Origin of the sequence: Methylobacterium durans, from assembly GCF_003173715.1 — a bacterium.
GTDB lineage: Bacteria > Pseudomonadota > Alphaproteobacteria > Rhizobiales > Beijerinckiaceae > Methylobacterium > Methylobacterium durans.
Map to the genome: position 1 here is coordinate 6,293,202 of NZ_CP029550.1, position 20,379 is coordinate 6,313,580.

At 72.0% G+C, this 20,379-nt stretch carries 20 protein-coding genes and 2 pseudogenes; 9 read left to right on the forward strand and 13 right to left on the reverse strand.

What is annotated here, in order from left to right:
- Window positions 1–2 precede the first annotated feature (2 nt).
- A complete protein-coding gene (gene thrS, locus DK389_RS29520; protein ID WP_109895130.1) occupies window positions 3–2,030 on the reverse strand; it encodes a threonine--tRNA ligase in 2,028 nt (675 codons plus the stop codon).
- A 628-nt stretch (window positions 2,031–2,658) separates the two neighbouring features.
- On the opposite strand from thrS, the gene DK389_RS29525 reads away from it, so the two are divergent.
- The gene (locus DK389_RS29525; RefSeq protein ID WP_109895132.1) at window positions 2,659–2,967 is read left to right on the forward strand and encodes a hypothetical protein; all 309 of its coding nucleotides are present in this window, start codon (window positions 2,659–2,661) and stop codon (window positions 2,965–2,967) included.
- A 60-nt stretch (window positions 2,968–3,027) separates the two neighbouring features.
- Here DK389_RS29525 and yidD read toward each other — a convergent pair.
- Window positions 3,028–3,344 (reverse strand): annotated as a pseudogene (yidD, locus tag DK389_RS29530) (membrane protein insertion efficiency factor YidD).
- 5 nt (window positions 3,345–3,349) lie between these two features.
- Window positions 3,350–3,808 (reverse strand): iron-sulfur cluster assembly scaffold protein, encoded by a 459-nt coding sequence (locus DK389_RS29535; protein ID WP_109895134.1) that lies wholly within the window; start codon window positions 3,806–3,808, stop codon window positions 3,350–3,352.
- Window positions 3,809–4,057: 249 nt separating this feature from the next.
- Between DK389_RS29535 and folE the strand changes: the two genes are divergently transcribed.
- The 3 genes from folE (at window position 4,058) to DK389_RS29550 (ending at window position 6,397) form a co-directional block, all read left to right on the forward strand.
- The gene (gene folE, locus DK389_RS29540; protein WP_109895136.1) at window positions 4,058–4,867 is read left to right on the forward strand and encodes a GTP cyclohydrolase I FolE; all 810 of its coding nucleotides are present in this window, start codon (window positions 4,058–4,060) and stop codon (window positions 4,865–4,867) included.
- A gap of 29 nt (window positions 4,868–4,896) precedes the next feature.
- Window positions 4,897–5,316, forward strand: a complete 420-nt coding sequence (gene hisI / locus DK389_RS29545) for a phosphoribosyl-AMP cyclohydrolase (protein ID WP_109895138.1) — start codon at window positions 4,897–4,899, stop codon at window positions 5,314–5,316.
- Between the two features lie 76 nt (window positions 5,317–5,392).
- Window positions 5,393–6,397, forward strand: a complete 1,005-nt coding sequence (locus DK389_RS29550; protein WP_236961078.1) for a patatin-like phospholipase family protein — start codon at window positions 5,393–5,395, stop codon at window positions 6,395–6,397.
- 132 nt (window positions 6,398–6,529) lie between these two features.
- On the opposite strand, the gene DK389_RS29555 is transcribed toward DK389_RS29550, so the two are convergent.
- Entirely contained in the window at window positions 6,530–6,961 is a 432-nt protein-coding gene (locus DK389_RS29555) for a CBS domain-containing protein (RefSeq protein WP_109895140.1), read from the reverse strand.
- Between the two features lie 192 nt (window positions 6,962–7,153).
- Complete coding sequence (locus DK389_RS29560) at window positions 7,154–7,972, reverse strand: rhomboid family intramembrane serine protease (protein WP_109895142.1); 819 nt, start codon at window positions 7,970–7,972, stop codon at window positions 7,154–7,156.
- A 291-nt stretch (window positions 7,973–8,263) separates the two neighbouring features.
- Here DK389_RS29560 and DK389_RS29565 point away from each other — a divergent pair, with 291 nt between their 5' ends.
- The 4 genes from DK389_RS29565 to DK389_RS29580 all read left to right on the forward strand — a co-directional run bounded on the left by DK389_RS29565 (window position 8,264) and on the right by DK389_RS29580 (window position 11,400).
- A complete protein-coding gene (locus tag DK389_RS29565; RefSeq protein ID WP_109895144.1) occupies window positions 8,264–8,890 on the forward strand; it encodes a PAS domain-containing protein in 627 nt (208 codons plus the stop codon).
- Between the two features lie 93 nt (window positions 8,891–8,983).
- Window positions 8,984–9,613 (forward strand): PilZ domain-containing protein, encoded by a 630-nt coding sequence (locus DK389_RS29570; protein ID WP_109895146.1) that lies wholly within the window; start codon window positions 8,984–8,986, stop codon window positions 9,611–9,613.
- Window positions 9,614–9,890: 277 nt separating this feature from the next.
- Complete coding sequence (locus DK389_RS29575) at window positions 9,891–10,517, forward strand: transglutaminase-like cysteine peptidase (RefSeq protein WP_109896960.1); 627 nt, start codon at window positions 9,891–9,893, stop codon at window positions 10,515–10,517.
- 202 nt (window positions 10,518–10,719) lie between these two features.
- Entirely contained in the window at window positions 10,720–11,400 is a 681-nt protein-coding gene (locus DK389_RS29580) for a transglutaminase-like cysteine peptidase (RefSeq protein WP_418292086.1), read from the forward strand.
- Window positions 11,401–11,439: 39 nt separating this feature from the next.
- Here the strand turns inward: DK389_RS29580 and DK389_RS29585 are convergent, their stop codons facing one another.
- From DK389_RS29585 to DK389_RS29620, 8 genes and pseudogenes are all read right to left on the reverse strand, one after another.
- Window positions 11,440–11,769, reverse strand: a complete 330-nt coding sequence (locus tag DK389_RS29585; RefSeq protein WP_109895150.1) for a DUF6949 family protein — start codon at window positions 11,767–11,769, stop codon at window positions 11,440–11,442.
- A 107-nt stretch (window positions 11,770–11,876) separates the two neighbouring features.
- Window positions 11,877–12,086: a DUF3126 family protein gene (locus tag DK389_RS29590; RefSeq protein WP_109895152.1), complete on the reverse strand. Its 210-nt coding sequence runs from the start codon at window positions 12,084–12,086 to the stop codon at window positions 11,877–11,879.
- 117 nt (window positions 12,087–12,203) lie between these two features.
- The gene (gene cysE, locus DK389_RS29595; RefSeq protein ID WP_109895154.1) at window positions 12,204–13,064 is read right to left on the reverse strand and encodes a serine O-acetyltransferase; all 861 of its coding nucleotides are present in this window, start codon (window positions 13,062–13,064) and stop codon (window positions 12,204–12,206) included.
- A gap of 492 nt (window positions 13,065–13,556) precedes the next feature.
- Window positions 13,557–14,447 carry a helix-turn-helix transcriptional regulator gene (locus DK389_RS29600; protein ID WP_109896961.1) on the reverse strand — a complete coding sequence of 297 codons (891 nt, stop codon included), beginning with the start codon at window positions 14,445–14,447 and terminating at the stop codon, window positions 13,557–13,559.
- A gap of 207 nt (window positions 14,448–14,654) precedes the next feature.
- Complete coding sequence (locus tag DK389_RS29605) at window positions 14,655–15,755, reverse strand: lytic transglycosylase domain-containing protein (RefSeq protein WP_109895156.1); 1,101 nt, start codon at window positions 15,753–15,755, stop codon at window positions 14,655–14,657.
- A gap of 157 nt (window positions 15,756–15,912) precedes the next feature.
- A pseudogene (locus DK389_RS29610) lies at window positions 15,913–16,727 on the reverse strand (Cof-type HAD-IIB family hydrolase).
- Window positions 16,724–17,236, reverse strand: coding sequence for a gluconokinase (locus DK389_RS29615; RefSeq protein WP_236961080.1), 513 nt, complete (start codon window positions 17,234–17,236; stop codon window positions 16,724–16,726). The pseudogene DK389_RS29610 and the gene DK389_RS29615 overlap by 4 nt, the downstream one beginning before the upstream one ends.
- Window positions 17,237–17,386: 150 nt before the next feature.
- Complete coding sequence (locus DK389_RS29620; protein WP_109895160.1) at window positions 17,387–18,673, reverse strand: hypothetical protein; 1,287 nt, start codon at window positions 18,671–18,673, stop codon at window positions 17,387–17,389.
- Window positions 18,674–19,150: 477 nt separating this feature from the next.
- On the opposite strand from DK389_RS29620, the gene DK389_RS29625 reads away from it, so the two are divergent.
- Window positions 19,151–20,317, forward strand: coding sequence for a polysaccharide biosynthesis/export family protein (locus DK389_RS29625; protein ID WP_109895162.1), 1,167 nt, complete (start codon window positions 19,151–19,153; stop codon window positions 20,315–20,317).
- The last annotated feature ends 62 nt before the right edge of the window (window positions 20,318–20,379 follow it).

Genomic DNA, 20,379 nt, shown 5'->3' on the forward strand with positions numbered 1-20,379 from the left:
CTCTACGGCGCCGGCTGAACCCCGTGGTGCGAATCGAGGACCGCGTCCTCTGTCGGGTGCGTCTCGGCCACCGCCTCCGCCCGGGCGAGGTCCGGCGAGGTCGCCTCGCGGGCGAGCTCGGCGAGCGCCTGGTCGAGGGGCAGGGTGCGGGTCTGCTGGCTGCCCAACCGCCGGATCGAGACCGTGCGCTCCTCCGCCTCGCGCCGGCCGAGCGCCAGCAGCACCGGCACCTTGGCGAGGGAGTGCTCGCGGACCTTGTAGTTGATCTTCTCGTTGCGCAGATCCGCCGCGACGCGGAGCCCCGCCCGCTCCAGGACCCGCACCACCTCGGCGGCGTAAGGGTCGGCCTCGCCGGTGATGGTGGCGACCACCACCTGCACGGGGGCGAGCCAGAGCGGGAAATGGCCCGCGAAATGCTCGATCAGGATGCCGGTGAAGCGCTCCATCGAGCCGCAGATGGCGCGGTGGATCATCACCGGCGTCTTCTTCTGGCTGTCGGCGTCGACGTAGAAGGCGCCGAACCGCTCCGGCAGGTTGAAATCGACCTGCGTGGTCCCGCATTGCCAGTCGCGGCCGATCGCGTCGCGCAGGACGTACTCGAATTTCGGCCCGTAGAAGGCGCCCTCGCCCGGGTTGACCGACGTCCGGATGCGCCCGCCCGACTGCTCCTCGATCTGGGCGAGCACCCGCGTCATCACGGCCTCGGCATGGTCCCAGAGCGCGTCCGAGCCGACCCGCTTCTCGGGGCGGGTCGAGAGCTTCACGACGATCTCGTCGAAGCCGAAATCGGCGTAGGTCGAGAGGATCAGGTCGTTGATCTTGAGGCACTCGGCGGCGAGCTGGTCCTCGGTGCAGAAGATGTGGGCGTCGTCCTGCGTGAAGCCGCGCACCCGCATCAGCCCGTGCATGGCGCCGGACGGCTCGTAGCGGTGCACGACGCCGAACTCCGCCATGCGCAGGGGCAGGTCGCGGTAGGATTTCAGCCCGTGCTTGAAGATCTGCACGTGCCCCGGGCAGTTCATGGGCTTCAGGGCGAACCAGCGCTTGTCCTCGGCTTCCTCGCCGGCGCTCTGCGCCGCGAACATGTTCTCCCGGTACCAGCCCCAGTGGCCCGAGGTCTCCCACAGCACCTTGTCGAGGATCTGGGGCGCGTTCACCTCGGCGTAGTCGCCCTTCAGGCGGCGGCGCATGTAGGCGATCAGCTCCTGGAAGATCGTCCAGCCCTTCGGGTGCCAGAAGACGACGCCCGGCCCCTCCTCCTGGAAGTGGAACAGGTCCATCTCGCGGCCGAGCCTGCGGTGGTCGCGGCGCTCCGCCTCCTCCAGCCGGTGCAGGTAGGCGTCGAGATCCTCCTTCGAGGCCCAGGCGGTGCCGTAGATGCGGGTCAGCATCGGGTTGTTCGAATCGCCCCGCCAGTAGGCGCCCGCGACCTTCATCAGCTTGAAGGCGGCGCCGACCTTGCCCGTCGAGGTCATGTGGGGGCCGCGGCAGAGGTCGAACCACTCGCCCTGGCGGTAGACCTTCAGGTCCTCGCCCGGCGGGATCGCGTCGACGAGCTCGACCTTGAAGGCCTCGCCCCGGTCGGCGAAGAGCGCGCGCACGTCGTCGCGCGTCCAGATCTCCTTGGTGAAGGGCGCATCGCGCGCGATGATCTCGCGCATCTTCGCCTCGATCTTCGGGAAGTCCTCCGGCGTGAAGGGCTCTGGGCGGGCGAAGTCGTAGTAGAAGCCGTTCTCGATGACGGGGCCGATCGTGACCTGCGTCTCCGGCCAGAGCGCCTGCACGGCCTCGGCGAGCACGTGCGCGCAATCGTGCCGGATCAGCTCCAGGGCGCGGGGATCGGTGCGGTCGAGGAACTCGATGCGGGCGTCGGCCTCGATCCTGTCGTCGAGATCGCGCACGGCTCCATCGAGGGCCATGGCGACGGTGCGCTTGGCGAGCGACTTGGCGATGCCCTCGACGACGCTGCGGCCGGTCACGGCGCCGTCATAGGCGCGCGTATTGCCGTCGGGGAAGGTCAGGATGGGCATCGGGTCGCGTCTCCTTGGCTCACTCCTGCGAACGCGGCAGGTAAGCGGGGTTTGTCCGAGTGGATCGCCCGGCCAGCCGAGGCCGTGGGGCGAGCCGCGCCGTTTAGACCGATTTTGGGAAACGGGGAACCGAGAAGGGCACGGCGCGCGATGCTCCGCCTCGATGAGGCGGGATGCGGCGCATGTCTTAATCGCTCAGGATGCGGATCGCTCGCGCATCCCCTGCCCCGGTTGCGCGGGCAGGGCCGCCCTGATCCATCTTGCTTGAGATCGACGCCGATGGACTCCGTGCAGGTTGCCCGGATCTCCGCGGCGCGTACGCTCGGTCTGCGAGGCGGCGGGGGCCGACAGGAGAGCATGTGGCCGGCGAGCGCCATCTCGATCACGATCGAGGAACTGTATCGTGATACGATCCTCGCCCGCGTCGCAACCCCGGCCGGCGACGTGCGGATCCTGCGCGAGGCCATCTTCGTCGATCGGGAACTCCGCATCAGGAATGCCCATATCGAAGGGCTGAGTCGGGGTATGGTCGACCGGTCCGGCTTGAACGCGATCGGCCGAAAGGCTTTTGAGACGCTCGATGTCGACGTCATCTTCGTTGAGGGAGCGTCTCGGACGACCGGCGCGAATGTCGGGCGACCGCCCAAGCCGTTCCGGTATCCCCGTGCTCGTAGAGCTTCGCGCCGATCATGCCATCGCGCGCCCGGTCAGCCTGGCGCAGGCGCTGCGGCGCTTCGGCCTCGATCTGGAGCAGGCGCACGGCGCGCTCAACGACATCAAGGCGCGCCACCGCGTCCGGTTGGAGCTCTACGTCTGCGAGCGGAGCGGCCCGCCCGATGATTTCCAGGAATTCGGATTGGATGTGCGGCTCGTCGAGGCGGGCTCCTGGAGCGGCTTCCATGATCCTCGGATCATGGAAGCCGCTCCAAGCACCTGATAGGGCGCATTTTCTTCACACCGAACCGGAATCCACTTCGCTCGAATATGCGCTAGCGCCTCACTCCTCCACCGCCTCGCAGGCGAACGGGGATGGCGGGGCGTTGACGCCGCGCCAGCGGGCGTAGGCCCAGGGGGTCCAGGGGCGGGCGTGCGCCGGCAGGGCGTCGGGCACGAGGTCGATGCCGTGAGTGCCGAAGGGGCCGCAGCGGCAGATCCGGGACAGGCCCATCCAGCCCCCGCCCAGAGCCCGTGGCGCTGGATCGCCTCGTCCGTGTAGGTCGAGCAGGAGGGCCAGTGGCGGCACTGGCGGCCGGCGAGACCCGACAGGGTGAGCTGATAGCCCCGGATCGCCAGATGGGCGACGCGGCGCAGCACCGGCCCTACTCCGCGGCCTGGCGCGAGGCCGCCCCCCTGGCGGCGATCTGGTCGAGGGCGTCGACCACCGCGTCGAAGGTCAGCAGCGTCGAGGCGTGGCGCGCCTTGAAGTCGCGCACCGGCTCCAGCACGGCGAGGTCCGCCCAGGCGCCCGAGGGTGGCGGGCCCCCCTCCTTCAGCATGGCCCGCACGGTGGCGCGCATCGCGCGCAGCTCGTCCGGGCTGGCGCCGACGACGTGCCGGGCCATCAGCGAGGAGGAGGCCTGGCCGAGCGCGCAGGCCCGCACCTCGTGGGCGAAGTCGCCGACCGTGCCGTCGGGGGCGAGGCTGAGGTCGACGGTCACCGTCGAGCCGCACAGCTTCGAGTGCGCGCTCGCCGTCGCGTCCGGCGCGGCGAGGCGCCCGAGCCGGGGGATGTCGGCGGCGAGTTCGAGGATGCGGCGGTTGTAGATGTCGTCGAGCATGGGATCGGGGTCCTGCCGGGCTGCGCGAAGCCTGTGACGGGGACGTTCGGGAGCGGGCGCCAGCCTCGGTGGTCAGATGCGCGGCCCGTGCATTGCGCGATCGGGCGAGAACGACGATATAGGCGGGATCGTGCCGTTTCGCGAGGAGGCGGCTCCGTCGACCCGGGTCGCGCCCACGGCTAGGGAACCCGTTCTCCTTCAGGGCGCTGGTCTGGGCAGGCGATCCCAGGCCCGAGACGGTTCGACGCGATGTACGCAAAGCCGGACAGCACCACGATGACGGCCCGTGTGGCGCGGGCGGGAGATGCCATGGATGCCGCTCTCAAATCCCTCTCGTACCCGACCGCCGATGCGGGCCTGCCCGAGGGCGTCCGGGATCTGAACGGGATGCGCAACGACAACGCTCCGACCCTGGTGCCCGTGCGCCCGGTCGAGGTGGCGCCGCAGCCGCCCTCCGCGCAGCGGGTGCCCGACGGGATCGCCTTGGGCCGCCCGAGCCGCGAGGAGGCGGAGGCCGCCGTGCGCACGCTGCTGCGCTGGGCCGGCGACGACCCGACCCGCGAGGGTCTCATCGACACGCCTGCCCGCGTCGTGAAGGCCTACGACCAGCTCTTCGGCGGCTACCGGCAGGATGCCGACGCGCTCCTGGAGCGCGTCTTCGAGGAGGTCGAGGGCTATTCGGACGTCGTGCTGGTGCGCGACATCCCGTTCTACTCCCATTGCGAGCACCACATGGTGCCGTTCATGGGGCTCGCCCACATCGCCTATTACCCGACGAAGGGCGTGGTCGGGCTCTCCAAGCTCGCCCGCGTGGTCGACACGTTCGCCCGCCGCCTGCAGACGCAGGAGACGATGACGGCCCAGATCGCCGACGTGATCGAGAGCATCCTCAAGCCCCGCGGCGTCGCCGTGATGGTCGAGGCCGAGCATCTCTGCATGGCGATGCGCGGCGTGCAGAAGGCCGGCGTCTCGACGATCACCACCCAGTTCAAGGGCGTCTTCAAGACGGATCCGAACGAGCAGGTCCGCTTCCTCACCCTCGTGCGCAACAAGGGCTGAGCGCGCCCCGCCCGCGAGAGGAGCCTGCGATGACCGCCCCGCCCTTCTCGGTACCGGGCTCCCGCGCGGAGGTGGAGGAAGGCACCGCCTTCACGCCCCGCTTCGACGCGAACGGGCTCGTCTCCTGCATCGCGGTCGATGCCCGGGACGGGCAGGTCCTGATGCTCGCCCACATGAACGCCGAATCGCTCCGGCGGACGCTCGAGACCGGCGAGGCCTGGTACTGGTCCCGCTCGCGGGGCGAGCTCTGGCACAAGGGCGCGACCTCGGGGCAGGTCCAGCGCGTCGTCGAGATGCGGGTCGATTGCGACCAGGACGCGGTGCTGATCCGCGTCGAGGTCGGCGGCGACGGCGGCTGCTGCCACACCGGCCGGCGTGCCTGCTTCTACCGGACCGTGACCCTTGAGCCCGACGACGGGCGGGCGACGCTCCGGACCGGCGGCGCGTGACCTTGATCGGCGCGGGGGATTGCGCGTGACCTGGGAGGCGGCCCTCGGCGGCGCCTTCCCCGAACCGTCCGGGACCATCCGGCGCGAGAGCCTCGTCCCCGGCACCGTCGAGCCGGTCCGGCCGCCCTGCCCGCGCGGGCCGCGGATCGGGCTGGCTCTGGGCGGCGGCTCGGCCCGGGGCTGGGCGCATATCGGCGTGCTCCGGGCGCTGGAGGAGGCGGGCATCCACCCCGACGTGGTGGCGGGCTGCTCGATCGGGGCCGTGGTCGGCGGCTGCTACGCGGCCGGCAAGCTCGACGCCCTGGCGGAATTCGCCCTGTCCCTGACCAAGCGCCGGGTGGTCGGCCTCCTCGACGTGCGGCTCTCGGGCTCGGGGCTGATCGGCGGCGATCGGCTGCGGCGGCGCCTGGAGCGCGACCTCTCGGACCGGCGCATCGAGGCGCTGCCCATCCGCTTCGCGAGCGTGGCGACGGAGCTCGGCACCGGCCACGAGGTCTGGCTGACGAAGGGCCGACTCGTCGAGGCGGTGCGCGCCTCCTACGCCCTGCCCGGCATCTTCCCGCCGCTTCCCCTCGACGGGCGCCTCCTGATGGACGGGACGCTGGTCAACCCGGTCCCCGTGACGCTCGCCCGGGCGATGGGCGCCGACCTCGTCATCTGCGTGAACCTCAATTGCGACCCGCGGGTGCGCGGCGGCACCGTGATCGCGCCGGCGGCGGACCCGGTCGAGGCGGTGGTGGCGGGCGCCGCCGAGGCGCGCCGCCGTTGGAGCCTGCTGCACACGGTGCGGGGTGCGGGACGGCGCATCGCCGGACGGCGGGGCCCGCGCCCGGCCGAGGGCCCGGGGACGCCCGGCGTCGCCCGGGTGATGTTCGACGCCTTCAACATCACCCAGGACCGGATCTCGCGGGCGCGCCTGGAGCGCGACCCGCCCGACGTCAGCATCGGGCCGAAGCTTTCCGGGATGGGGCTGTTCGAGTTCCACCGGGCGGCGGAGGCGATCGCGGCCGGCCATCAGGCGGCCAGGGCCGCGCTTCCCCGCATCCGGGCGGCTCTGGGGGGCGCGAGCGCCCGGATCTGAGGGGCGTCGAGGGACGCCCGCAGGCCCGGTCCCCCAAAGCCCGGTCCCCGTGAGCGCGGGCGCCCGCCCGTCGCCAGGGGAGGCGCGGCGCCCCTCCCCGCACGGGAGAGGGAGGCCGCGGCGGCTCCGGCCTCAGGCCATCGTGATGTAGTCGCGCATCGCCTGGTGCTCGGCCTCGACCGCGGCGATCCGGCGCTTGACCACGTCGCCGATCGAGACGAGGCCGACGAGCTTGCCGTCCTCGCAGACCGGAACGTGGCGGAAGCGGCCCTCGGTCATCATGTGCATCACCTCCTCGACCGTGGTGGTGCGCTTGCAGCTCGTGACGGACCGGGTCATGTGCTCGGAGACGGGCGCATCGAAGGAGGACGCGGCGTGCCGGGCGAGCGCCCGCATGATGTCGCGCTCGGAGAGGATGCCGACGACGTGTCCCTCGGGGTCGCAGACGACGAGGGCGCCGATGCCCTTGTCGGCCAGCAGATGGATCGCATCGTCGAGGGTACGCTCGGGCTGCACCGTGACGACGGAGCTGCCCTTCTCGGCAAGGATGCGTGCGACGGTCATGTATGTCCCTCCCTGGACGAACATGCGCGCCGTCAGCCCGCGGCGCGTCGAAGATGGCGGCCGGCCGGGTTGCATCCCGGCACTCGTGCGGATCCTCGGAAGTGTGTGGCGGGCCAGCCTCCAAGGCAAGCGCGGGTGGTGGCCCACTGGCGGAAAACTGGAATTTTTTCGCCCCGAGCGCCCGGTCCCGCGTCAGGCGCGGTCCGGTCCCGGCCCGTCGATGAAGGGAAACAGGAGGAATCCCACCACGAAGCCGCCCAGATGCGCGTCCCAGGCCACGGCGGCGCTCTCGGCGCCGAGCGGCAGCGTGATGGCCCCGAACAGCAGGTTCGTCACGAGCCAGATGCCGAGGAACACCACCGCCGAGCGGTTGCGCATCAGCTCGGGGATCGATTCCAGCGGGCGCCGCGGCGGCCTCTGCCAGGGCTGCGAGCCGTAGCCGGGCGGCGGCGCCTGGAACACGAAGCGGGCGGCGGCCGCCATCAGGGCGGAGATGCCGGCCGAGGCGCCGACGAGCGGGGCGAGGCTCAGCGGGTCGAGGGCGACGTGGAGGGCGCCCCCCGCCACGGTGCCGGCGAGCGCCAGGAGCCCGAAGCGCCAGGGCCCGCAGCGGCGGGCGACCGGCGAGCCGAAGGCCGCGAGCCAGACGCAGTTGAAGATGACGTGCATCCAGGAGCCGTGCAGCAGCGCGTAGCTCGCGAAGGTCCAGGGCGCGGCGTCCGGCTCGGCCACGAGGTAGCGGGCGAAGGCCTCGCGGGCGGCGCTGATTGTGGCGTCGTTCGAGACCGCCGCCTTCAGCACCTCCTCCCCTTGCGCCGGGTCGATCGCGATGGTCCAGCGCGCCGGCACCAGGGCGAGATCGAGGACGAGGCGGATGTCCCAGGTCTCTGGCAGCACGAAGTCGCGCAGGGCCTGGATCGCGAGCATCAGCCCGATCGCGGCCGTGACCACGCTCGGCATGTTGAAGACGGGCACGCGGCTCTGGCGCGGGAAGTCGGGCGAGGCATCCATCGCCCCACCATGTCGGCCCGGCGCCCGGGGGGGCAAGCCCCCCAGTGGTTCGAGATGCGCGCCGATGGGGGCTCCGGTGCGCGATCGCGCGGGCCCGCGTCGCGAAACCGCGCCGGGCCTAAGATCTATCAACAGGTCGTTAACCTTGACGAAAGGTTGCGCGGGCGCGGGCGCCGGGACGGCCCTAGGATTCAGGCTGTTGCGGGGCGAATCGGCCGCGGCCTCACGGGCCGCGCTACGACGCGCCTCCGGCCCCCGCCTCGCCCGCCCGCCCGCGGCCCTCAGGTCAACATGAAGCATCCGACGAGCCGCCTGCTCCACAGCTACTGGGAAAGGTTGCGGGGCGCGCGCGCCGCGCCCGAGCGCTCGGAGATTGAGCCCGGCGAGATCCGCAACCTCCTCGCCGACAGCCTGATCCTGGAGATCGACATGGCCGCCCGATCCGCCGGGCTGCGGCTGGCGGGAACCCGGGTCTGCGCCCTGTTCGGGCGGGAGCTGAAGGGCGAGGGCTTCGCCGGGCTCTGGGGAGCCGAGCCCGCGGCCGATCCCTGGCGCCTCATCGAGATCGTGGCCGGCGACACGGTCGGCGTCGTGGCGGGCCTGCGGGGCGAGACCGCCCGGGGCGACGCGATCGACCTCGAATTGCTGCTCCTGCCCCTGCGCCACCGTGGCCGCACCCAGGCGCGGGTGCTGGGCTCCTTGAGTCCGATCGCGATTCCCTCCTGGCTCGGCCTCCACCCCGTCGAGAGCCTGTCGGCGACCACCCTGCGGGTCCTGACCGACCGGCCCGAACGGGCGCTCGAGACGCCCGCGGCCGCCCTCAGTGGCGGGATCCCGGGCGGCCTGCCGCGCCCGGCCAACGACAGCGCGCCGTTCCGGCGCGGGCATCTCCTCGTCCACCGGGGCGGGCGCGCCTGAAAAAGCGCCGCGGCGGCGCCCCGGGCAAAGCCTTTCGTAACCCTGTGCCCCCTAGAAAGAGATCTCAATTCCTTAACCCAGTCCCGGGAAGGCATGTCCGAGGCCGCAGCACTGTCCGGGACGCTCCGCCGCCTGAAGACGCTTCAGGGCGCGGAGCAGCGCCGCCACCAGCGCGTCAGGATCGCGCTCTTGGGGCGCTACATGCTGTCGGACCGCCGGGAATACCCCTGCCAGACCGTCGACATGTCGCCGGGCGGCGTGCGCCTGACCTGCGCGGTCGTCGGCGCGATCGGCGAGCGGGTCGTGCTCTACCTGGAGCATATCGGCCGGATCGAGGGCGTGATCGTGCGCCATCCGCCGGGCGGCTTCGCGGTGCAGCTCAACGCGACGCCGCGCAAGCGCGACAAGATCGCCTCGCAGCTCACCTGGCTCGCCAACCGCGAGGTGCTCGGCCTGCCGGACGGGCGCACGCACGAGCGCCTGACGCCGACCCAGCCCTCCGTGACCCTGCGCCTGGAGAGCGGCCTCGAATTCACCGCGCGCCTCATCGACATCTCGATGTCGGGCGCGGCCATCGCGGCGAGCGAGCGGGTGCCGATGGGCGCGACCATCACGGTCGGGCGCACCCCGGGCCGCCTCGTCCGCCATTTCGAGGGCGGCTTCGGCATCCAGTTCCTGCTCCCGATCTCCCCCGACCGTTTCCACGACGGCATGACGCTCTGAAGGACCGGCGGAGGATCGTCCGCGCCCGGCGGGCTGCCATCGCGGGGATCGAGGCGCAGGATCCGCGCGCCGAACGGCAGGCCGTCTCCCGGCGGCCCCGCAGGGTTAACGCCCCCTGAATCCGATCCGATCAGTCTTCACGAATGCGGCAGCGCCCGGTTCGTCCCGTTGAGAACGCGGCCTTTTCGGGGCGCGAATCGCTAAAATTGCGCGGATCCGCTTCAGCGCGGAACAGGCCGGCGGGCCCATCCTCGATCGCATGGATGGGGTGCTCGCCATGCGCAGCAAGACGACAATCGCTCTCGGTTTCCTGGCTCTCGCCGCCCTCGGCCTGACCGGCACGGCGTGGGCCCAGACCCTCGCGGCCCTGCCCGCCCCCTCCGCCGCGGCCCGCCCCGCGGGCGAGGCCCGGCCGATCATCGCGTGGGCGGCCTTCTGCCAGAGCTACGCGGCCGAGTGCGCCGTCGATCCGGCCGAACCCGCCGCCATCCCGCTCACCCCCGCGACTTGGACCACCATCATCGCGGTCAACCGACGGGTGAACAGGGCGGTGCGGCCGATGACCGACCTGGAGCATTGGGGCGTGGCCGACCGCTGGGACATGGCCGAGGACGGGATCGGCGATTGCGAGGATTTCCAGCTCCTCAAGCGGCGCCTCCTCGTCGAGGCGGGCCTGCCGCGCCGGGCCATGCGGATGACCGTCGTGATCGACGAGAAGGGCGAGGGCCACGCCGTGCTGACGCTGATCACCGACCGGGGCGATTTCATCCTCGACAACAAGACGAGTGCCGTGCTCGCCTGGCACCAGACCGGCTACACCTTCATCAAGCGCGAGAGCCAGGACCGGGTGGCATGGGTCTCGCTCGGCGGTGTCACCTCCCCGGTCACCACCGCCAACCGGTGAGGCCGTTCCGGGTTGCGCGCGTGCATCACCGTCCCGGAATGGAACCAAAGCGTCGCGACCGGGTTAACTGGGGTTTAACTTTGCCATTGAGCCCCGAGCATGGCCGTGTCAGCTTTGCCGCCTGAGGATCGGTCGGTGGGGCGTCGGGGATGCGGCACGGGGGTCTCGGAGGGGGCGGCGCGAAGGCGCCTGACGGCGCCCCCTGGCTCGAATCGGTCCAGGTCCTGGAACCGGCGGCCCTCGCGCGCGCCCTGCGGCGGCGCCTGAACCGGGGGCGGGCCTCGTCCTCGTCGGCGCCATCCTGATGCTCGGCGGCGCCACGACCCAGGCGCGCACCGGCCCGGCGCTGCCCGAGGAGGGGACGCCCGTCGAGACCGGGCCCGCGGTCAAGCCCGTGGCGGCCTGGAACGCCTTCTGCGAGCGGATGCCGGCCGAGTGCACGGTGAACACCGCCGAGGCCGCCTTCATCCACCTCGACGCTGCGATCTGGCGCACGCTGACAAGCGTCAACCGGCGGGTGAACGCGCGAATCAAGCCGATCACCGACCAGGCGCATTGGGGCGTGATCGACCGCTGGGACTATCCCGACGACGGCTTCGGCGATTGCGAGGATTACCAGCTTCTCAAGCGGCGCATGCTGGTGGAGCGGGGCCTGCCCCGGCGGGCCCTGCGCATGACCGTCGTGATCGACGACATCGGCGAGGGCCACGCGGTGCTGATGGTGCGCACCGACAGGGGCGACTTCATCCTCGACAACAAGACCAACACGGTGCTGCCCTGGGCCCGCACCGGCTATTCCTACGTCAAGCGCGAGGGCCAGGACGGCACGCGCTGGGTCTCCCTGAACGGCGGCGCCTCGCCGGTGACGACCGCGAACCGCTGAGGGACGGGCCCCGCGCGGCGGGGCTCAGGCAACCTTGCCTCAGGCGCCGACGAGGAGCGCGGCGAGGTCGATGGCGATGCGCCCCGAGACCAGGCTCCAGCCGCAGGCGATCATGGTGGCGAGCATCACGAAGGGGATCGGGCGCCCCTCGATGCGGCGCCCGCGCACGGTATTGCGCAGGATGATGAACGGCGCCGAGAAGGCGAGCACCGGCAGGACGGCGACGGCGGCGACGCCGCCGCGCTCCAGGAGCGAGAAGCTCGCCCGCCGCTCCGTGAACAGCTCGTAGGCGCTGGCGAGGAGCCCCGACAGGGCGAGCCCGATGCAGAGGGTCTCGATCGCTTCGAGAGCCGAGGGTTCGAGAGCCATACGCGACGCGCTCCACCGTTAACGAACGATGAAGCCACTCTGCCCCAGGGTTGACGAAACGTTAAGTGCGAGCCGGAGTTAGGGTTAACCCCGTGCACAGGGTCTCGTCAGTCCTCAAGGTCGATGTCGAGGATCGCCATCCGGAACACGAAGGAATCGTCGCCGTCCTCCTTGTCGTCGGAGATGACGCCGACCGATTCCTGGCCGATGAACACCTCGGCGGAATCGGCCGACTTCATCGCGACGACGCGGATGTTGGCGTTCGCGAACGTGCGGCGCAGGTAATCCTGCAGCTTCGCGATCTCGGGCTTGGTCACGCTGTCTCGTCTCCGTGGTGGCGCGAGGGATGCACGCAAGGGGATGCCCGGCCTTGCCATGCCCGGCCGTCGGCTTCAAGCGCGGCCGGACGCCCGGTTTCCGCTCCGGCGCGTGCGTCAGATGCCCTCGGCCATGTGGATGAACTGGTCCATGCTGACGAGCTGATCCATCGCGCGGGCGGGCTCGGCGCAGCCCGCCGTGCCGACGACGCGGGCCGGCACGCCGACGACGGTGGTGTTCGGTGGCACCGGCCGCAGCACCACGGAGCCGGCCGCGACCCGCGCGCAGGCCCCGACCTCGATGTTGCCGAGGATCTTGGCGCCCGCCCCGATCATCACGCCGCGGCGGATCTTCGGGTGGCGGTCGCTGCCCTGCTTGCCCGTGCCCCCGAGGGTGACGGCGTGCAGGATCGAGACGTCGTCCTCGACCACCGCGGTCGAGCCGACGACGAGGCCGGTGGCGTGGTCGAGGAAGATCCCGCGCCCGATCCGGGCGGCGGGATGGATGTCGCACTGGAACACCTCGGAGGAGCGGCTCTGCAGGTAGAGGGCGAGGTCGCGGCGCCCATGACCCCAGTACCAATGGGCGAGGCGGTGGGCCTGGATGGCGTGGAAGCCCTTGAAGTAGAGCACCGGCTCGATCGCCCGCGAGGTGGCGGGGTCGCGGTCCATGACCGCGACGATGTCGGCCCGGAAGGCGTCGCCGATGCGGGGATCGTCGTTCAGGGCCTCGTGGAAGCCGTGGGCCACGAGCTCGGCGGGCAGCGAAGCGTGGCCGAGCCGGGCCGCGACCCGGTGGGAGACCGCGCCCTCGAGCGTCGCGTGGTTCAGGATCGTCGCCACGATGAAGGAGGCGAGCTGCGGCTCCTCGCGGAGCACCGTCTCGGCCTCGCCGCGCAGGCGCGACCAGACCGGATCGCACACGCCGGCGATCGCGTCCTGGCCGGCGGCGGGGCTGATCGACGGGCTGGCGGTCATGGGCTTCTCCTCGGGACCGTGCGGCCGGCGGAGCCTCGCCCCCCGAGAGGCTCGGGGGGAATGGCGACCGGCCGGGAACGATTCTAGCGCGGATTCGCTGCGGGCGGAAAAACGGGCCTGCGCAGGGCCGGGCGGACGCGACGTCCGTCCTCGCTGCGGCGCACCCAAGTCCCTAGCGTGGGGTGCCGGGCCCGGTCGATCAAGGTCCGCAGGCCCCGGCGCGGCTTCAAAGACGCGGGCCTGTAGCGGTGCGACGCCCCCCGGGATGTCGCGTCGCGCGTCGAGGCGGAGGCCGTCCCACCTCTCCCGTCCGGGAGAGGTCGAGTGCGCGTGAGCGCACCGAGTCAGGGATCGGGTCTCTTCCGGATATGGCGCATCCCTCACCCTGTCCCTCTCCCGGACGGGAGAGGGGACCTGCGCCCCATGCGTCAGCGTCGGGGCTGAGGGGGACGGCGCCCCCACCTCTCCCCGTTCGGGAGACAGCCCGCGCCCTCACGCGCTGCGGCGGCGATCCTGCGTGCCGAAGCGGGCCTCGATCGCGGCGGTGAGGCGATCCACCATCACCTCGATCGGCACGTCCGAGGTGTCGACCACCGTCGAGGCGCGGGCGTAGAGCGGCTCGCGGCTCGCGAGCACCGCGCGCAGCTCCTGCATCGCGGTGGCGTGGTCGCCCGTCGGCGGCAGGTTGTCCTGGTCGCGCACCCGCTGCATGTGCTCCTCGGGCCGCGCCCGCAGCCACACCGTGAAGAAGGCCTGCAGCAGGAGGTCGTAGGTCAGGGGCTCGGCCACGATGCCGCCGCCGGTCGCCAGGATCAGCGGACCCGGATGCTCGGTGAGGCGACGGAGCGCCGCCTGCTCCAGGCGCCGGTAGCCCTCCTGGCCGTAGATCGCGAAGATCTCCTTCACCGAGAGGGCGTTCTCGCGCTCGATCTCGGCGTTGAGCTCCACGAAGGTCCAGCCGAGCCGCTCGGCGGTGAGCCGCCCCAGCGTCGACTTGCCGGCCCCGCGCAGGCCGATCACGGCGACGCGCGGCTTCGGCACGGTGCCGTCGGCGAGGGCGCCCCCCGCCAGCAGCGCCTTCGCGGCGGCGATCTGCTCAGGGTTCGCCTGCGCCACGAGGTCGCGCATCACCTGCCAATCGGGCGTGAGGTCCTGTCCGGCGATCAGGTCGTCGAGGCGCACGCCCATGGCGTTCGCCACCCGGCGCAGCAGGATGATCGAGACGTTGCCCTGACCGCCCTCGAGCTGGGCGATGTAGCGCTCCGACAGGCCCGAAGTCTGCGAGAGCAGCTTGCGCGACAGCCCGCGGACCGTGCGCGCATGCCGCACCCGCCGACCGAGTTCGGTCAGGAAGAGGGTTTCTTGTTCCGCCGCGCCGGCCATCAGGTCGCCCATGTTCCCATTCTCGCAAGCAAGGCCGATGCCTCGCGAGCGCATTCTCATGAAAGCTCCTGCACGTCGTCTCCACGAACGCGCAGGAGCGGCAGAATCGTGCAGCATCTTGTGGACGAATGTCCGCGGAATGCCGGTCTTCGGAAGGAAAATTCCGTTCGCTCGGAGCGAGCCATGCCAACGATGACATGCCGGTGCTCACGCAGCCATGCGTCTTGCGCACGATACCTGCGATCCACCGGATGTGTTGACGGCCCCGGCCCTGATCAAGCGGTGCCGCGGATTTCCTCGACCCGCGCCGCTACTGAGCGGGGGCAGCGCCGTCGCCTCGAGGATCGGAGCGGCGGCGGCCTTGTGGGCCGGGGGACGCGCGACGGCGGCGAGCGTGGCAGCGGCGGGACGGCGCGGCGGCAGCGGCACCTCGACCGATTCGCGGGCGGCCTGCGCCGCGGCGGCAGGCCGCTCGGTGGGAGCCGAGGGCTGGGGTGCGCCCTGCGGGCTGACCGAGAGGGCGGCGAGGTCGGGTGCGGCGAGGCTCGCTACCGCGAGACCGCCGAGGGAAGCGGGCCGGCGCGGCGGTAACGGCACCTCCACGGAGGCTGACGCCTGAGCCGATGCCTGGAGGGCGGCCTGCGGCGGGGCGGCCCCCGCGGCGGCGAGGCCGGCGGCGGGATCGAGGCTCGCCACCTGCACGGCGTCGAGGCCGCCGAGGGTACCGGGCCGGCGCGGCGGCAGCGGCACCTCGATCGGCGCGCTCGCGGACGGGCCTTGCGCGGCGTAGGCGAGGGCCGGGCCGGCGGCGCTGTCCGAGGGGCGCAGGCTGAACAGGTTGGCGAAGGCGCCGGCCGAGGCGGCGGGGGCGGGCAGCGTCGGCGTCTCGTCGGCCACCTCGGTGGTGATGCCCTGGCGCTTGGCCGCGTAATAATAGCCCCGGTTGTAGTAGTGATAGGCCCTGGCGAGGTCGCCCTTGGCGGTGCGGTAGGCGCCCGCGAGGTAGGCGATCCCGTAGCGCAGGTTCACCTTCGGGTCGTAGAGGCCGCTCGCGTCGCCCTTGTAGCCGAGGCCGCGGGCGGTGGCGTGCTTGATCTGCATCAGCCCGAGCGCGCTGCCGCCCTTCGCGTTCGGATTGTAGTTGCTCTCGCGCTTGACGACCTGATGCACGAAGCTCGCGGGCACGCCGTTCGCGCGGGCCTGCTCCTCGATCAACGCGTCGATGTTGTCCCGCGCGACCTGCTGGGCGAGGGCGGGCGCCGGCGCAGCCGCCACGAGGGCGGCGAGGAGCAGGAGACGCTGGTTCATGCGCGAGACCCGGTTCGCTTGTTCTTCACGGCCTAGGTCGAGGCGAATTGAGGCCGGAAAGCGGCTTCCCCGCGTTTGCCTGTGGGCGGCGTGGCCGTTGGCGCGAGCCTGTGCTCCGTGCGCCACAGCACATTCGGGGGGCCGCGTGGGGGATCGCTCAGGCCAGGATGACGCGCGCGACGGCGAGGGCGAAGCCGTCGGCGTCGTTGGCCGCCGTCACGGCGTCGGCCCGCGCCTTCAGGCCGTCCTCGGCGTTGCCCATCGCGATCGAGAGGCCGCCGCGGGCGAACATCGCCGCGTCGTTGCCGGCATCGCCCAGCGTCGCGATCCGGGCGGCCGGGATGCCGAGATGGTCGGCCATCCAGTCGACGAAGCGGCCCTTGTCGAGGCCGGGCGGCGTCACGTCGAGATAGTAGGCTTGCGAGCGGTGGACGTTCGCCCGGGAGCCGAGCGCGGCCGCGACCTCCCCTCGCAGGCGGCGAGATGCGCGGCGTCCGGGCTCACGCCGACGATCTTAGAGGCGCAGGCGAGTAGCGGCCCGAGGTCATCGGCAACCCGCGGCTCCGCCTGGATCGTGCGGCGCTCGAGGTCGGTGTAGGGGGCGTCCGGGTCGCGCAGGAACCAGGCGCCGCGGGCGAACACCCAGAGGACGAGGCCCGCGGCGTCGAGCCGGGCCGCCGCTTCCCGGGCTGCCTCCTCCGGGATCAGGGTCTCGTGGAGGGTCGAGAGATCCGGGCGGACGATGCTCGCGCCGTTGAAGGCCCCCATCGGCAGGCGCAGGGCCAGCGCCTCGACGAGGGGGCGGAGCCCGACGGGCGGGCGGCTCGAGGCGATGGTGAAGCCGATCCCGGCCTCGCCGAGGCGCCGCACCGCCGCGATGGCGGCCGGGGTCAGGCGCTTGTCGGAGGTGACGAGGGTGCCGTCGACGTCCGAGATCACGAGCGCGATGTCGTTCCGGCCCCGCTCGGTCATGCTCCCCTCCCCCCGTCCGTTGCCGCGGCGCCGAGCCCGAGCCGGGCGACGACCGCCTCGGCGATGGCGTCCGGCGGATCCGCGATCCCGACGACGATCGCGTCCTCCTCCGGCTCCGGCGGCTCAAGGGCCGCGAACTGGCTGTCGAGGAGCTGCGCCGGCATGAAATGGCCGTGCCGCCCCGCGATGCGCTCCGCGATCAGGGCGCGGCTGCCGTCGAGATGCACGAGGCGGACCTCGCTCCGGCCGGCGACGAGCGTGTCGCGATAGGCCCGTCGGAGGGCCGAGCAGGCGACGACGCCCGCCTCCCCCGCCGCGAGGCGCGCCCCGATCCAGGCCGCGACCGCCCTGAGCCAGGGCGCCCGGTCGGCGTCGTCGAGGGGATGGCCGGCGCGCATCTTGGCGACGTGGTCGGGCGTGTGGAGGCTGTCCCCGTCGACGAAGGCCCAGCCGAGCCGCGCGGCGAGGCAGGCCGCGACCGTGCTCTTGCCGGAGCCCGAGACCCCCATCACCACGAGGATGCGCGGACGCGCGTTCTCGGGAGCTCGGGGAGCCGGGGATGGGGCCGAGGTTGCTGGCAACGCGCGCATCCGGGTTCGAGGATGCTCCAGTCTTAGGGCGCCGGCCGCCACCGGTCTCGCCTCCGGGGCGGCGGGGCGTCAGCCTGCCGCGGCGAGCGGGGCCGGCTCGGGGCCGATGATCGGGGCGAGCACCCGCTCGCGCAGGCGCTGCGGCCCCAGGATCATTGCGAAATAATCGTAGGCGCCGCGCCGGTCGTTCGCGAGCAGGAACTGGAAGTGCATCCGGAAGGGCCTCAGCCGGACGCGGGCGTAGGTCTCGGGGCAGAGGATCTCCCGGAAGCGCGCCGAGCGGATCAGCGGGTTCGCGACGGGCCGGCCGCAGAGGCCGAGGGCGAGATGGCGCACCGGGTTGAAGCCCGGGAAGTTCATCCAGTCCTGCGGCGCCTGGAAATCGCACCAGACCAGGTGCGGCTGCGTGACGAGGCTCGCCACGTCCGCCCGCAGGCGGCGGGCCCGCGGCTGCATCGCCACGAGGGGCAGGCCCGAGCCGAGGGTGACGAGGGACAGGCCCGGCCCCTCCGCGCCGAGGCGCGGCTCGCGGGCGAGCGCGCGGGCCGCCACCTCGACGGCGGTCAGGGCGCCGGAGGAATGGCCGACGATCATGACCTCGTCGATCCGCTCGCCGGCCGCCCTGCGGGACGCGAGCCGCTCCAGGACCGCGTCGGCGAAGGCGTCGAGGCGCGCCTCGTAATCCGGTCGCCAGCCCTGGCCGTGCTGCCAGTTGAAGACCCAATCGTTGAGGAGCTGCCAGAAGAAGATCCGGTTCAGGAACGCCTCGATGCCCTTGATCCAGGCGACGCCCGCCACGACGCCGAGGGGCAGCGAGAGGTAGATCGGCAGGCCGATGCTGTGGCCGAACCAATCCCCCAGATGGGCGTGCACCATCGTGCCGAGGAAGACCGACAGCAGGGTCAGGAGCACCACCATCGCGAAGGGGTAGAGGATGACGTTCCCATACTTCCAGTTGAGGCGATAGAAGCGGACCAGGGTGCCGGCCGCGAGGCCGTGGAGCGTGCCCGCGACGAGGAGCAGGACGCTGACGGGGCGGGAGCGGCGAAAATCCCGTGCCACGATATCGTCCCAGAGCAGCACGTCGTAGGCGGTCTCGGCGCCGGGCGCGCCCGCGGGCGCGCCGACCGTCCAGCTCTGGACGAGGGCGTCCGGGCTGAGCTGCGCCTCTGAGACGGGGCGCCGCGCCTCGCCGAAGCGCCGCGCATGGCGGTTGAGCTCGCGCACGAACAGGTGCCGGTAGCGGGTGCGCGCCTCCGGGTCGTAGCCCGGGACGTAGAAGACGTGCCGGCGCGCCACCGGGTCCGGGCAAGGTCCTTGAAGGTGGGGCGGCGTGAAGCTCAAGGACTGGTGCATCAGTCGAAATACCTGCAGCGGGATTATTGTCTTGCCTGAGCCGCACGGCCCCCGAATTCTGTCTAAATCATTCGATTTGTGATTGCATCATCGTCCGGGCCGCGGCGGCGGATCGCGCCGGCCTGCTGCATGGCGGCAACGCCGCCCGGCCCACCCCCTCCCCGGCCGCTTGCGCGAAGCTTGTGGGGAGCGGGGATACGGCCCGGCCGGCGGCCCGGTCGTCCCCGGACTGTGACCCACCCGCCACGGACAGGGAGACGGGTTTCGGCTAGGGCTCGGGTGAACCGGCGCGTGTCCGCCGGTCCGATCCGGGTGCCGGCGAGCCGGGGCACGGGCCGGACTGGCGGGGCGGGCGGGTTTCGGGAGATTGCTCGCGCGGTCTTCCGACAAGAACTTGCGTCAGAACAAGGAGCTGAGCGGATCTCGCGTCGGCCTGCCGACACCGAATTCGCTCAGGGAAACGACAGGCGATCCTGGATGCGCGTCCTCCCCCTTCTCCTGTGCACCGCGCTCTCGGTGTCGGGCTGCTCGGTCCTGCCTGCGGCGGGTCCGACCGCTGGCGCGATCGTGTCGGGAGCGGAGACGACGACGCCGGAGGGGACGTTCGCCCGCTACGAGCTTCTGGAGATCTCGCCGGCCGTGGTCGAGGCCCTGCGCACCCGGCCGCTCGACAGCCTGCTCGCCTCGTTCGGCGACAACCGCCCGGCGCTGGAGAGCGTGATCGGGATTGGCGACTTCGTCGCGGTCTCGATCTGGGAGGCGGGCTCGGGCGGCCTGTTCTCCGGCCCCCTCGTCGCCGACCGCTTCTCGGCCGGCTCGAAATCCGCCCTGATCCCCGAGCAGGTCGTCGCCCGCGACGGCGCCATCTCGGTGCCCTATGCCGGCCGCATCCAGGTCGCCGGGCGACGGCCCCAGGACGTGCAGGCCCTGATCGAGACCGAACTGGCCGGCAAAGCCATCCAGCCCCAGGTGCTGGTCTCGGTCACCAAGCCGATCTCGCAGGCCGTCACCGTCACCGGCGAGGTCGCCGGCGGCGCCCGCCTGCCGCTCTCGGCCAAGGGCGACCGGCTGCTCGACATCGTGGCGTCGGCCGGCGGCGTGCGCGCGCCGGTCTCCGAGACCTTCGTGCGGCTCTCGCGGGGGCGCACCACCGCCACCGTGCCGCTGACCACCGTGGTCTCGAACCCGCGCGAGAACATCTACCTGCGCCCCGGCGACGTGCTGACGCTCGTGCGCGATCCCCAGACCTTCCTGGCGGTGGGCGCGCTGGGCAACTCCACCGAGATCCCGTTCCAGGCCGAGGGCATCACGCTCGCCCAGGCGCTGGCCAAGGCGCGCGGCCTGTCCGACTTCCAGGCCGATCCGGCCGGCACCTTCATCTTCCGCTTCGAGCCGGCCAGCGTGGTGCGCCGCCTCAACCCGGGCTCGGCGCTCTTGGGCACGCCGCTGGTGCCGGTGGTCTACCGGGTCAACATGCGCGACCCCAACAGCCTGTTCCTGACCCAGGCCTTCCGGATGCGCAACCGCGACCTGATCTACGTCTCCAACGCCCCCTTCACCGAGGTGCAGAAGGTCCTCTCCGCCTTCGCCGCAGCCTCCGGACCCATCAGCGCCGCCGCCGCAACATACGCCTACACCCGCTGAAACTAACCGGACGGCGCGGGGCGGCCGGCGGGGCCGGGGGAAAGCGGGGGGCATCGGCCCGT

What these genes read in the sequence shown, in the direction of transcription:
- thrS (WP_109895130.1), bottom strand. Translation starts at nt 2,030, where the DNA reads ATGCCCATCCTGACCTTCCCCGACGGCAATACGCGCGCCTATGACGGC.
- DK389_RS29525 (WP_109895132.1), top strand. Translation starts at nt 2,659, where the DNA reads ATGTCGGGCGACCGCCCAAGCCGTTCCGGTATCCCCGTGCTCGTAGAG.
- DK389_RS29535 (WP_109895134.1), bottom strand. Translation starts at nt 3,808, where the DNA reads ATGCTCGACGACATCTACAACCGCCGCATCCTCGAACTCGCCGCCGAC.
- folE (WP_109895136.1), top strand. Translation starts at nt 4,058, where the DNA reads ATGTACGCAAAGCCGGACAGCACCACGATGACGGCCCGTGTGGCGCGG.
- hisI (WP_109895138.1), top strand. Translation starts at nt 4,897, where the DNA reads ATGACCGCCCCGCCCTTCTCGGTACCGGGCTCCCGCGCGGAGGTGGAG.
- DK389_RS29555 (WP_109895140.1), bottom strand. Translation starts at nt 6,961, where the DNA reads ATGACCGTCGCACGCATCCTTGCCGAGAAGGGCAGCTCCGTCGTCACG.
- DK389_RS29560 (WP_109895142.1), bottom strand. Translation starts at nt 7,972, where the DNA reads ATGGATGCCTCGCCCGACTTCCCGCGCCAGAGCCGCGTGCCCGTCTTC.
- DK389_RS29565 (WP_109895144.1), top strand. Translation starts at nt 8,264, where the DNA reads ATGAAGCATCCGACGAGCCGCCTGCTCCACAGCTACTGGGAAAGGTTG.
- DK389_RS29570 (WP_109895146.1), top strand. Translation starts at nt 8,984, where the DNA reads ATGTCCGAGGCCGCAGCACTGTCCGGGACGCTCCGCCGCCTGAAGACG.
- DK389_RS29575 (WP_109896960.1), top strand. Translation starts at nt 9,891, where the DNA reads ATGCGCAGCAAGACGACAATCGCTCTCGGTTTCCTGGCTCTCGCCGCC.
- DK389_RS29585 (WP_109895150.1), bottom strand. Translation starts at nt 11,769, where the DNA reads ATGGCTCTCGAACCCTCGGCTCTCGAAGCGATCGAGACCCTCTGCATC.
- cysE (WP_109895154.1), bottom strand. Translation starts at nt 13,064, where the DNA reads ATGACCGCCAGCCCGTCGATCAGCCCCGCCGCCGGCCAGGACGCGATC.
- DK389_RS29600 (WP_109896961.1), bottom strand. Translation starts at nt 14,447, where the DNA reads ATGGCCGGCGCGGCGGAACAAGAAACCCTCTTCCTGACCGAACTCGGT.
- DK389_RS29605 (WP_109895156.1), bottom strand. Translation starts at nt 15,755, where the DNA reads ATGAACCAGCGTCTCCTGCTCCTCGCCGCCCTCGTGGCGGCTGCGCCG.
- DK389_RS29615 (WP_236961080.1), bottom strand. Translation starts at nt 17,236, where the DNA reads ATGGGGGTCTCGGGCTCCGGCAAGAGCACGGTCGCGGCCTGCCTCGCC.
- DK389_RS29620 (WP_109895160.1), bottom strand. Translation starts at nt 18,673, where the DNA reads ATGCACCAGTCCTTGAGCTTCACGCCGCCCCACCTTCAAGGACCTTGC.
- DK389_RS29625 (WP_109895162.1), top strand. Translation starts at nt 19,151, where the DNA reads ATGCGCGTCCTCCCCCTTCTCCTGTGCACCGCGCTCTCGGTGTCGGGC.